Consider the following 11480-nt stretch of genomic DNA (forward strand, 5'->3'; position numbering starts at 1 on the left):
ATCCGGCGGGTACGCTGCCGGTCGCTCGGTCCCGACGTCCTGCGGTTTCGTTTCCGCGCTGCGCGCTCGGTGTACTGGCGCGATCATGGTTCATGAGAACCCACGTACCGACATGACCAGCCAAGGAGCGTCCGACATGCAGCCCGGCAACCCAGGTCAGGACCCGTACGGCCAGCAGCCCGGCTCGGGCCAGCCCTACGGTCAGCAGCCCACCTCCGGCCAGCCGTACGGCCAGCAGCCCACCTCCGGCCAGCCGTACGGCCAGCAGCCCACCTCCGGCCAGCCTTACGGGCAGCCTTCCTCCTCGGACCAGCCCTACGGCCAGCAGCCCACCTCGGGACAGCCGTACGGGCAGCAGCCCACCTCCGGGCAGCCCTACGGCCAGCCCGACCCGTACGCCCCGCCGCCGCAGGCCCCGTACGGCCAGTCCGACCCGTACGGCCAGCAGCCCCCGTACGGCCCCGGGCCGACCTACCCGAACGCCGGATACCCCCAGCCCGGCGGGCAGAACAACACCCTCGGCCTGGTCGCGATGATCCTCGGTATCGCCTCCATCCCGCTGGCCTGCTGCTACCTGGGCATCCCGCTGGGTATCGCGGGCGCGGTGACCGGCTTCCTCGGCCGTCAGAAGGCCGCCCAGGGCGAGGCCAACAACGGCAGCCAGGCGCTCACCGGTCTGATCTGCGGCGGCATCGGCATCCTGCTGGGCATCCTCCAGCTCATCCTGGTCGTGTTCGTGAACGTGAACCCGACCGGCTCCTTCTGACCGCCGCCCAGGACCGGTAACGGCCGACGACCGATCGCAGCGACGACGTCGAGGGGCGTCCCTTCGGGGGCGCCCCTCGTCGCATCCTCAAGAGATCTGTCGCATCCTCAACAGATCTCGGGAGGGTATGGCCCCTGCAAGGGCCGAAGCCTTCCAAGATCCCCGAAGGGGGTGGGCGGTGATCGGTCTAGCGGGGGCGTCGGTCGGGGGCGTGGCCGGGGGTGAGGGCGCGGGTGGCGGCTGCACCGAGCAGGGCACCAGCCCCGACCACGGCCGTGGCGACGGCGGCCACCTGCCAGGCGACCGGGCCGATCTCGGATAGCCGACCGGCCCCCAGCGAGCCACCGGACGCCGCCGCGGCGATCCCCACCATCAGTCCTGCCACCGGCCCGGCGACCGCCGCCGGGGCGAGGAACGTGGGCCAGCCGACCGGGGCCCGGTCGGAGGCGGCCCGACCTCGACCGGTGTACTCCCGGGCCGACCGGAGCATCCGCCGCGCCAACAACCAACCGGCGGCCATCGCCACCAGGACCGGCACCGCGAGCAGGGCGGCACCGAACCCCCCGTCCAGCGGCCCACGCGGCAGTCCGGCGAGCAGCGGTACGGCGGGAAGCGCCCCCACGGAGACCTCACTGGTCCGTACGGCGGTGTCGGTGCCGACGGCGAACCCGGGGCCGAGCAGGTAGCTGATGGACCAGACCGTGGCGTTCGGCGCGTACGCGAAGCTGACCAGGGTCACCCCCGCCTGCCCGGCGACTCCGGTCCGGTAGGCCCCGATCATGTCGGCGGCGTCCCCGCCCCCGGTGGCCACCGCCAGTCCGGCCGCACCCGCACCCGCGGCGAAGAGCAGCAGCCCGGCGACCAGGCCGGTCCGGACCCCGTCCCGCAGGATCGACGGCACCCGCTGCGCCAGGTCGGCGGCGACGCCGGTGGTCTGCGCCGCCCCGATCAGCGCCCCGAGGGTGCCGACGACGGTGAGGGTGAGCCCCGCCCGGACCGGCGAGGCGTGCAGCCCACCGGTGCCGGCCAGGCCCGCGACGAGCGTGCCGATCACGCCGTACCCGACGCCGACGGCAGCCGCAGCGACGGCCGTCTGGCGGGGTGAGCGGCTGTTCCGGGCGCCGATGGCCCGGGTGGCGTGCACTCCGGCCCGGGCCAGCCGCCAGACCGCGAGCCCGGTCAGGACGAGGGGAGCCAGGTGTAGTGGCCCGGCGGGGGTCTGCAACGGAACCCAGTGACCGAGCAGCCAGCCGGCGAACCCGGCGAGCAGCGCGCCGCCGAGTGAGGCAGCCTCCTCGCTGAGCTGCGCCAACCCGAGCACCACCGCGACGGGGAGGTACGACGTGAGCGCCGCCCAGCCGGCGGCCACTGCGGCGGCCACCACGATCGGGGCACGCCGGGGGCGTGCGCCGGACCGGGGCCTGGGCACCATACGGCCCCGCCCGGCCGCAGCCCGCGCGTCCGGGCCGCCCGGACCGGCCCGGTCGCCCCGGCCAACCCGTTCGCCCCGATCAGCCCGGTCGGCTCGATCAGCCCGATCAGCCCGCTCGGCTCGGCCGGCCCGGTCGGACCGTTCAACCCGGTCGACTCGGCCAGCCCGGTCAGCCCGATCGGACCGGTCGGTCCGACGCGACGGGCCGGGCCGGTCGGCGGGACCTTCCGGCCGGGTGCCGCCACCGCGGCCACCGGGGCGGCGGGGCTGGTCAGGGGGGACGGAGGACATCGGTCCTACTCTGGCATGCCGAGCCCCGGTCGGCAGTCCGGTATCGCCGCCCGACGGTGGCGACTTCGGCGATCTTCGGGCCGGGTGTGCTCGATCCGGTCTAGCCTCGGGCCAAGACGCGACCGTCGCCGTCGCGGCACCGACCGCTCGGAGGAAGCCGTGAACGCTCCGTATCCGCCGCCGCCACCCGCCGCCGGCCGGGATCGTACGACGCTCTGGGGAATCCTGGGGATCATCCTCGGCCTCATCTGCTGTGGCATCCTCGGCATCGTCTTCGGTTACCTGTCGATCCGGGACGCCAAACGATACGGACAGTCGCCGGTCCTGGGCTACCTGGCGATCGCCTTCGGCGTCCTGAACATCGTGGGCAGCTCGATCCTGCGAGCGACAGGTAACTATCCGTTCTGGAACGACTGAACCGACCGTCCCGCAACGGACCGAGGGAGCCGACCGGTCAGGTCGACTCCCTCGGTGACGTCCGTCAGCCGGCTCAACCCGCCGACATGATCTCCCGCATCAGCTTGGCGGTCTCGGTCGGCGTCTTGCCGACCTTGACGCCGACCGCCTCCAGCGCCTCCTTCTTCGCCTCGGCGGTACCCGCCGAGCCGGAGATGATCGCGCCGGCGTGCCCCATGGTCTTGCCGGGGGGCGCGGTGAAGCCGGCGATGTAGCCGACCACCGGCTTGGTCACGTTGTCCCTGATGAACTCGGCAGCCCGCTCCTCGGCGTCGCCACCGATCTCACCGATCATCACGATGGCGTCGGTGTCGGGGTCGGCCTCGAACGCGGCGAGGGCGTCGATGTGGGTGGTCCCGATGATCGGGTCACCGCCGATGCCCACGCAGGTCGAGAAGCCGATGTCACGCAGCTCGTACATCATCTGGTAGGTCAGCGTGCCGCTCTTGCTGACCAGGCCGATCCGGCCCGAGCCGGTGATGTCGGCCGGGATGATGCCGGCGTTGGAGGCACCCGGGGAGGCGATGCCGGGGCAGTTCGGACCGACGATGCGGGTCTGCTCGCCCTTGGACTTGTTGTACGCCCAAAACGAGGCGGTGTCGTGCACCGGCACGCCCTCGGTGATCACCACGGCCAGCGGGATCCCGGCGTCGATCGCCTCGACCACCGCGCCCTTGGTGAACTTCGGCGGTACGAAGATGACTGTGACGTCGGCCCCGGTCTGGGCCATGGCGTCCGCGACGGAGGCGAAGACCGGCAGCTCGGTGCCGTCGAAGTCGACGGTGGTGCCGGCCTTGCGCGGGTTGACCCCGCCGACCACGTTGGTGCCGGCGGCGAGCATCCGCCGGGTGTGCTTGGAACCCTCGGAGCCGGTCATCCCCTGAACGATGACCTTGGATTCCTTGGTCAGCCAGATAGCCATCGTCAGACCCCCGCAGCTGCCAGCTCGGCGGCCCGATCGGCCGCGCCGTCCATGGTGTCCACCCGCTCGATCAGCGGGTTGTTCGCGCCGTCGAGGATCGCCCGACCGGCCTCGGCGTTGTTGCCGTCGAGGCGGACCACAAGCGGCTTGGTGACCTTCTCGCCCCGCTGCTCCAGCAGTGCCAGCGCCTGGACGATACCGTTGGCGACCGCGTCGCAGGCGGTGATTCCGCCGAAGACGTTGACGAAGACGCTGCGTACCGCCGGGTCGGAGAGCACGATCTCCAGCCCGTTGGCCATCACCGCGGCGCTCGCGCCACCGCCGATGTCGAGGAAGTTCGCCGGCTTGACGTTGCCGTGCCGCTCACCGGCGTACGCGACCACGTCGAGAGTGCTCATGACCAGACCCGCGCCGTTGCCGATGATGCCGACCTCGCCGTCGAGCTTGACGTAGTTGAGGTCCTTCTCCTTGGCCGCCTGCTCCAGCGGGTCCACGGCAGCCTGGTCGACCAGGTCCTCGTGGTCCGGGTGCCGGAAACCGGCGTTCTCGTCGAGGGTGACCTTGGCGTCGAGCAGCAGGAGGGTGCCGTCCTTGGTCTTGGCCAGCGGGTTCACCTCGACCAGCGTGGCGTCCTCGGCGACGAAGGCCTGCCAGAGCTTGACGGCGGTCTCCACCACCTGGTCGGCGACCTCGGCGGGGAAACCGGCCGCGTCGACGATCTCGCGGGCCTTGGCCTCGTCCACCCCGGCGACCGCGTCGATCGGAGCCTTGACGACCTTGTCAGGGGTCTCGGCTGCGACCTGCTCGATGTCCATGCCGCCGGCGACGCTGGCGATGCAGAGGAAGGTGCGGTTCGCCCGGTCGAGCAGGTACGAGAAGTAGTACTCCTCGGCCACGTCGGCGGTCACCGTGATCATGACCTTGTGGACCGTGTGGCCCTTGATGTCCATGCCGAGGATGTCGGTGGCCCGGGCCACCGTCTCCTCCGCGCCCTCGGCCAGCTTGACGCCGCCGGCCTTGCCCCGGCCGCCGACCTTCACCTGGGCCTTGACGACCACCCGACCGCCGAGGCGTTCGGCGATCGCGCGGGCCTCTTCCGGGGTCGTTGCGACGCCGCCGGCGAGCACGGGCAACCCGTGCCGCTCGAACAGGTCCCGCCCCTGGTACTCGTACAGGTCCACGATTGCGCGTCCCGTCCCGTCTCCGCGGCGCGCCGTCGCGCCGCCACCAGCGTTGTGGAAAACATCTTGACGCCTGTCATCTGTTGACGCAGGCCATTGGCGCAGCCTAGCGAGAGCGGCGCGGACGGCGACCCAGCGGGTACGCGGTGTGCCCTACTACACACCCCACCCGCCGCCACCGGCGGATTGTTCCCCGGCAGGTGCGTAACCACCGGGCAGAGGCGTCGTTGAGTCAGGTGTCGGAGCGCTGATACCAGCGCGAAGACGGGAGCGGCCGATGCCCTGTCGGTCGAGGGGTGGCGGCGGGGCATCGTGCATAGAGGGGCCGGACGTGTGAGGGGTGCGTCCGGCCCCTCCCCCTGTCCGCATACTCCCCGCACCTCATTACTTCCTACGTCCCCACACCGGGGTGTGGTCAGCCGACCGGTTGGGCGACGTTCTCCCGTACCCATTCGACGATCGACGCGGTGGTCGCCCCCGGGGTGAAGATCTTGGCCACCCCGATCCGCTCCAGCTCGGCCAGGTCGGTCTGCGGGATGATGCCGCCGCCGAAGACGACGATGTCCCGGGCCTCGCGCTCGTCGAGGAGTTCCAGCACCCGCCGAAAGAGCGTCATGTGCGCGCCGGAGAGCACGGAGAGGCCGATCGCGTCGGCGTCCTCCTGGATCGCCGTCTCGACGATCTGCTCCGGGGTCTGGTGCAGGCCGGTGTAGATGACCTCCATGCCGGCGTCCCGTAGGGCGCGGGCGACGACCTTTGCGCCTCGATCGTGGCCGTCCAGACCCGGCTTGGCGACGACGACCCGGACACGAGAGCTCATCAGCGCACACCTTTCACCGGCTCTGCGGTACTCGTCATCGAACTCCGCAGTCTGACCTTAACGAACGGTAACCCGGACGGCTCATGGCGGGGAATCCCGGCCCCGGCCGCCCCGCGTCGGCCAATCAGACATCTGGGTGGTGACGGTCACTGTACGCAGCAGCCAGGCGGTAACGAGGCCCCCCGGTAAAGGTGACGAGATACCACACTCAGGGGCGAATTGGGACAAAATCCGGCGGGGAGTTCGGCGCTTGCGCTTGTGACTCCTGTGACGGTTGGCTACCGTGTCCACGGTTGTCATCAGGTCCTGGGCCGGGCGACAACGCGGAACACCGAGGTTCACCCGAACGCCAAGGTTCACCCGAACGCAGTGGGTCGGGTCGCCTCGGATCCCCGACAACGGAGGGTGTGCGTGCGCCAGCGCCTGTCGTCTGAGCCCGATCGATATCGCGGTCGTCGCCGCGTTCCCACCCCCCCACGTAGCCGCTACGCAGCCGTGGTCACCACGGCGTTCGTCGGAGCCGGTGTGGTGGCCCTCGGTGCCGGCGCCCTGCCCGACGCCAAGAGCGTCAGCCCATCGGTCCTCGACGAGCTGCGCGCGTCCGCCGCCCTCAGCGACGACCTGGCCTCCCGTGGCGAGTCCGCCGAGCGCGCCTCCCGCGACAGCGGCCGGGGCGGCGCCGACGAGATCAGCGCCGAAGAGGTCTGGCTGCTGCCCCTGCAGGGGTACGACTTCACCTCGCCGTACGGAATGCGCTGGGGGAAGCTGCACACCGGCGTCGACCTCGTCGCCCCGGAGGGCACGCCGTACGTCGCGATCCACGCCGGGAAGGTCACCAAGGCCGGGTGGTTCGGCGGGTACGGCTACGCCGTCATCGTCCAGCACGCGGATGGCAGCGAGGCGATCTACGGCCACTCCTCGGCGGTCAGCGTCCAGGAGGGCCAGCAGGTCAAGGCGGGCGACCAGCTCGGACTGGTCGGCAACACCGGCCACTCCTACGGTTCCCACCTGCACCTTGAGCTGCATGTCAACGGGGAGCCGCTGGACCCGGTGCCGTTCCTCCAGGAGCGCGGAGTGGACATCAAGCTGCAAGTCGAGGCATTTTACAGCGACGTGTCCGCCTCCTGACGCTCCGTAACACACAGTTGCCGCCCGGATCAGTCGATCCGGGCGGTTTTCTTGTCCCGGTTCGAGGCGAAGGTGACCCGGGTCACGGCGAAGAATGTGAGCACCGCCACCGCCCAGCATGATCACTTTTCCGGATGTTCCCTCCCGAAGGAGGAGATACCCGGACGCCGACCACGGGTCGGCGTGGTGCGCCCTCCGGACCAGGTACCCACCCCGTCGTCGGCCGACACCAGTATTTCCGGGTCAGCAGCGTCCCCGACTGGGAAGGTCACCCGTGCACGACAGCCTCACCCCCAGCGAACCGAACGACAGCAACCCGAACGGCGACGGACCGAACGGCAGCACCACGCACGGCAGCGATCCGGACAGCGGCAACCCAAACGGCATCGCCCCGGTCCGCCACCGGCGCAGGCCCCGGCTGAGCGGCCGTACCGCCTGGGTGGTCGCGGGAGCGGTGGCCCTGGCCGGCCTCGGTGTGGCCGGCGCCTCGGTCGCCACCGAGCGCTCCGAGCCCGAGACCAGTGCCGTCGCCCTCGACGACCGGCTGGCGGCCGAACGCTCCGCCGACGACGACAGGGCGGACCGGTCGGTCCGCGAGTCGGCCACCCCCACGCCCGAGCCCGGTGCGTCGACGGCCGACCCGTCGCCCAGCGCCACCACCCCGGCTCCGACCAGGACGGCCACCCGCCCGGCCACCCCGAAGGCCGCCCCGAAGAAGACCACCGCGACGGCCACCCCGAAGAAGACGCCGACGAAGAGCGCCGGCACGCCGAAGGCCGCCTGGGTCAACCCGATGCCCGGCGCGGCGGTCACCAGCTGCTACGGCCCCCGGTGGGGAACGCTGCACGCCGGCATCGACCTCGCCCTGCCCGCCGGCACCCCGATCCGCGCGGCCGCCGCCGGCACCGTGGTCAAGGCCGGTGACGTCGGCGACGGCTACGGCATCTCCGTCTTCGTCGACCACGGCAACGGCTACCTCACCCACTACGCCCACCTCAGCGTGGCCAGTGTCGCTGTCGGTGCGAAGGTCACCGCCGGTCAGCGGATCGGCAGCGAGGGCTCCACCGGCGACTCCACCGGACCGCACCTGCACTTCGAGGTCCACCAGGGCGGCATGTGGAACCAGATCGACCCGGGCCCGTTCATGCGGGAACGCGGTGTCGACCTGGGCTGCTGAACCCGGCTCACGCCCCCGGTCGGCCCCCGTCGGCCGACCGGGGTCAGAGCTTCTCGACCGGGGCGTGCCGCAGTACCAACCACATGGTCTGGTCACCGAAGTCGATCTGCGCCCGCGCCCCGGCGCCGTGACCCTCGACGGCGAGTACCCGGCCCAGTCCGTACCGCTGGTGGTTGACCCGATCCCCGGCCGCGACCTTCGGTCCCTGGGGTAGCTCGCTGGCGGTGGTCAGCCGACTCCCGTCGACCCCGAGCCGCTTGGCCAGCTGGGCCGCCTTCGGCGTGCCGCCGGTGAAGCCGGACCGCCCGCCGGGGACCCGGTCCGCCCGGCCGCCGACGCCGCCGCCCCCGCCCGCCCACGAGGTGTACGACCCCTCGGTGCGCTCCCAGCGGACCAGCTCCGCCGGAAGCTCCTCCAGGAACCGGGACGGGGGGTTGTACGCCGGCTGCCCCCAGGCGGAGCGGGTCACCGCCCGGGACAGGTAGAGCCGCTGCCGGGCCCGGGTGATCCCCACGTACGCGAGCCGGCGCTCCTCCTCCAGCTCACGAGTGTCGCCCAGGGAGCGCAGGTGCGGGAAGACCCCGTCCTCCAGCCCGGTCAGGAACACCACCGGGAACTCGAGCCCCTTGGCGGTGTGCAGGGTCATCAGGGTGACCACCCCCTGGTGGTCGGGGTCGTCGCTCGGGATCTGGTCGGCGTCGGCGACCAGGGCGACCTGCTCCAGGAACCCGGCCAGCGTGGCGCGTTCCCCATCGTCACCGGTCGCCTCGATCCGTTCGGTGTACTCCCGGGCCACGCTCACCAGTTCCTGGAGGTTGTCCACCCGGCCGGCGTCCTGCGGGTCGAGGCTCTCCTCCAGCTCGGTCAGGTACCCGGAACGGGTGAGCAGCGCCTCCAGCACCTCCTCCGGGGTACCGGTCTCGGCCAGTTCCCGCGCACCGTCGAGCAGCGCCACGAAGTCGCCGATCCCGTTGGCCGCGCGGCTGGAGATCCCCGGGGCCTCCCGGGCCCGGCGCAGTGCCGCGCCGAAGGAGATCCGGTCCCGCGACGACAGCGCCTCGACGCAGGCCTCGGCCCGGTCCCCGATCCCCCGCCGGGGGGTGTTGAGGATCCGACGCAGGCTCACCGTGTCGTCGTCGTTGACCACCGCCCGCAGGTACGCCAGCGCGTCCCGGACCTCCTTGCGCTCGTAGAAGCGCACCCCACCGACCACCTTGTACGGCAGGCCGACCCGGATGAACACCTCCTCGAAGACCCGGGACTGGGCGTTGGTGCGGTAGAAGACGGCCACGTCACCGGGGCGGGCCGCGTCCTCGTCCACCAGCCGGTCGATCTCCCGGGCGACCCAGTCCGCCTCGGCGTGCTCGGTGTCGGCGACGTACCCGACGATCTGCTCGCCGGGGCCGGCGTCGCTCCAGAGCCGCTTCGGTTTGCGGGAGGTGTTCCGGTCGATCACCGCGTTGGCCGCGCTCAGGATCGTCTGGGTGGAGCGGTAGTTCTGCTCCAACAGGATCGTCCGGGCGTCGGTGAAGTCCCGCTCGAACTCCAGGATGTTGCGGATCGTCGCACCCCGGAAGGCGTAGATCGACTGGTCGGCGTCGCCGACGACGCAGAGTTCGGCCGGTTCGATCCCCTCGGTGCCCGAGACCAGCTCCTTGATCAGGACGTACTGGGCGCGGTTGGTGTCCTGGTACTCGTCGACCAGGACGTGGCGGAACCGGCGACGGTAGCTCTCCGCGACGTGCGGGTGGGCCTGGAGCAGGTGCACCGTCGTCATGATCAGGTCGTCGAAGTCCAGGGCGTGCGCCTCGCGCAGCCGCCGCTGGTAGAGCGTGTACGCCTCGGCGAGGGCCCGCTCGTTGGGTCCCTTGGCCCGGGCGGCGAACTCCTCCGGATCGGTCAGCTCGTTCTTCAGGTTGGAGACCTGGGCGGCGAGCCCCCGGGCCGGGTAGCGCTTCGGGTCGAGGTCGAGTTCCCGGGCGACAAGCTGCATCAACCGCCGCGAGTCGTCCGCGTCGTAGATCGAGAAGGTGGACTTCAGCCCGGCGTGCTCGTGCTCGGCGCGCAGGATGCGTACGCAGGCGGAGTGGAACGTGGACACCCACATCAGCCGGGCGCGCGGGCCGACCAGGTCGGTCACCCGTTCCTTCATCTCGCCGGCGGCCTTGTTGGTGAAGGTGATCGCGATGATCTCCCCCGGGTGCACGTCCCGGGCCGCCAGCAGGTACGCGATCCGGTGGGTGAGGACCCGGGTCTTGCCGGATCCGGCGCCGGCCACGATCAGCAGGGGGGACCCGGCGTGGGTGACCGCGTCGCGTTGGGGGCCGTTGAGGCCCTCGACCAACTGTCCGGGGTCGAGTCGGGCGCCGGGCCGGTGCGGCACGGTCGGCACGGGGTCGGGCGCGGACGGGGCGGCGGGGATGTCGAAGAGAGGATGCATCGCACGGCGAGTCTATGCCGACCGTCGGACACTTCCCGGCAAGGCGTCCGGCGACGCGGTGGGCGACGGCGACTCCCTGCGCTCCCTCCGCCGCGACGGCACGGTGCCCGGCAGCGATGCGGCACGGTGCCCGGCGGGCGGAGGGCGGCGGGCGGAGGGCGGCGGGCGGAGGGCGGCGGGTGCCCGGGTCGTCCCCTCGGACGCAGGCCCAGGTGGGTGGTGGGTTGCGCGGGACGCCGGACGGGTTGCATACTCGACGGCGTGTTCCGTCAGCGTGACTACTTTTACTACGGCACCGGGAGTCCGGCAGCCGTGGGTCGCGCCTGATCGATCAGACCTACGAAAGCCCCGGGCTCCCCAGGAGCCCGGGGCTTTTCGTTCCGGGATCCCGGCACCCGGTCCCGACATCCAAGGGGTAAGACGATGATGACAGACGTGATGGAGCAGAACGGTGGCGCGGCAGGTCCGGAGGCCGGGGACGCGGCGGGGACCGAGCCGACGCCGGACCGTCCCACGACCGGCACCGACGAGCCGGAGGCCGCCGCGCGGATCACCGCGATCCGGGAACGGATCGACGAGATCGACAAGGCCCTCATCGAGCTGTGGCAGGAGCGGGCCGGGCTCTCCCAGCAGGTCGGCGCGACCCGGATGGCCTCCGGCGGAACCCGGCTGGTGCTGTCCCGGGAGCGGGAGATCCTGGAGCGGTTCCGGCGTGAACTCGGTGCCGACGGCGCTCAGGTGGCCCTCCTGCTGCTGCGCGCCGGGCGGGGACCGCTCTGATCCCGGCCCCGACCCGACACGGCAGACGAGCCGCCGTCCGGCGTCACGGGTGACGGCGGACGGCGGCTCGGTCGCCGCTCAGGCCTC

Annotated in this window: 10 protein-coding genes; 5 read left to right on the forward strand and 5 right to left on the reverse strand. The window is 71.7% G+C overall.

What is annotated here, in order from left to right; translation table 11 throughout:
* The first annotated feature begins 136 nt into the window (after window positions 1-136).
* The gene (locus tag WHN02_RS01050) at window positions 137-766 is read left to right on the forward strand and encodes a DUF4190 domain-containing protein (protein WP_434741658.1); all 630 of its coding nucleotides are present in this window, start codon (window positions 137-139) and stop codon (window positions 764-766) included.
* Window positions 767-953: 187 nt separating this feature from the next.
* On the opposite strand, the gene WHN02_RS01055 is transcribed toward WHN02_RS01050, so the two are convergent.
* The gene (locus WHN02_RS01055) at window positions 954-2198 is read right to left on the reverse strand and encodes a cell division protein PerM (RefSeq protein ID WP_434741659.1); all 1245 of its coding nucleotides are present in this window, start codon (window positions 2196-2198) and stop codon (window positions 954-956) included.
* A 450-nt stretch (window positions 2199-2648) separates the two neighbouring features.
* On the opposite strand from WHN02_RS01055, the gene WHN02_RS01060 reads away from it, so the two are divergent.
* On the forward strand, window positions 2649-2906 hold the full coding sequence (locus WHN02_RS01060) for a hypothetical protein (protein ID WP_350898353.1): 258 nt from the start codon (window positions 2649-2651) through the stop codon (window positions 2904-2906).
* A gap of 73 nt (window positions 2907-2979) precedes the next feature.
* Here the strand turns inward: WHN02_RS01060 and sucD are convergent, their stop codons facing one another.
* The 3 genes from sucD to WHN02_RS01075 all read right to left on the reverse strand — a co-directional run bounded on the left by sucD (window position 2980) and on the right by WHN02_RS01075 (window position 5868).
* Complete coding sequence (gene sucD / locus WHN02_RS01065; RefSeq protein ID WP_434741660.1) at window positions 2980-3867, reverse strand: succinate--CoA ligase subunit alpha; 888 nt, start codon at window positions 3865-3867, stop codon at window positions 2980-2982.
* A gap of 2 nt (window positions 3868-3869) precedes the next feature.
* Window positions 3870-5048: an ADP-forming succinate--CoA ligase subunit beta gene (gene sucC, locus WHN02_RS01070; protein ID WP_350898351.1), complete on the reverse strand. Its 1179-nt coding sequence runs from the start codon at window positions 5046-5048 to the stop codon at window positions 3870-3872.
* Window positions 5049-5463: 415 nt separating this feature from the next.
* Window positions 5464-5868: a cobalamin B12-binding domain-containing protein gene (locus WHN02_RS01075; protein WP_434741661.1), complete on the reverse strand. Its 405-nt coding sequence runs from the start codon at window positions 5866-5868 to the stop codon at window positions 5464-5466.
* A gap of 411 nt (window positions 5869-6279) precedes the next feature.
* Here WHN02_RS01075 and WHN02_RS01080 point away from each other — a divergent pair, with 411 nt between their 5' ends.
* The gene (locus tag WHN02_RS01080; RefSeq protein WP_434741662.1) at window positions 6280-6996 is read left to right on the forward strand and encodes a M23 family metallopeptidase; all 717 of its coding nucleotides are present in this window, start codon (window positions 6280-6282) and stop codon (window positions 6994-6996) included.
* 385 nt (window positions 6997-7381) lie between these two features.
* Window positions 7382-8173: a M23 family metallopeptidase gene (locus tag WHN02_RS01085; RefSeq protein WP_434744117.1), complete on the forward strand. Its 792-nt coding sequence runs from the start codon at window positions 7382-7384 to the stop codon at window positions 8171-8173.
* Window positions 8174-8216: 43 nt separating this feature from the next.
* Here WHN02_RS01085 and pcrA read toward each other — a convergent pair whose 3' ends face one another.
* Window positions 8217-10613, reverse strand: a complete 2397-nt coding sequence (pcrA, locus tag WHN02_RS01090) for a DNA helicase PcrA (RefSeq protein WP_434741663.1) — start codon at window positions 10611-10613, stop codon at window positions 8217-8219.
* 423 nt (window positions 10614-11036) lie between these two features.
* Here pcrA and WHN02_RS01095 point away from each other — a divergent pair, with 423 nt between their 5' ends.
* A complete protein-coding gene (locus WHN02_RS01095) occupies window positions 11037-11393 on the forward strand; it encodes a chorismate mutase (RefSeq protein WP_434741664.1) in 357 nt (118 codons plus the stop codon).
* Window positions 11394-11480: the final 87 nt, after the last annotated feature.

The organism is Micromonospora sp. SH-82 (assembly GCF_051132485.1).
In the GTDB taxonomy this organism is placed as follows: Bacteria; Actinomycetota; Actinomycetes; order Mycobacteriales; family Micromonosporaceae; genus Micromonospora.

Excerpts from the sequence above, each read along its gene's own strand:
- WHN02_RS01050 (WP_434741658.1), top strand. The coding sequence starts at position 137 with ATGCAGCCCGGCAACCCAGGTCAGGACCCGTACGGCCAGCAGCCCGGC.
- WHN02_RS01055 (WP_434741659.1), bottom strand. The coding sequence starts at position 2,198 with ATGGTGCCCAGGCCCCGGTCCGGCGCACGCCCCCGGCGTGCCCCGATC.
- sucD (WP_434741660.1), bottom strand. The coding sequence starts at position 3,867 with ATGGCTATCTGGCTGACCAAGGAATCCAAGGTCATCGTTCAGGGGATG.
- WHN02_RS01075 (WP_434741661.1), bottom strand. The coding sequence starts at position 5,868 with ATGAGCTCTCGTGTCCGGGTCGTCGTCGCCAAGCCGGGTCTGGACGGC.
- pcrA (WP_434741663.1), bottom strand. The coding sequence starts at position 10,613 with ATGCATCCTCTCTTCGACATCCCCGCCGCCCCGTCCGCGCCCGACCCC.
- WHN02_RS01095 (WP_434741664.1), top strand. The coding sequence starts at position 11,037 with ATGATGACAGACGTGATGGAGCAGAACGGTGGCGCGGCAGGTCCGGAG.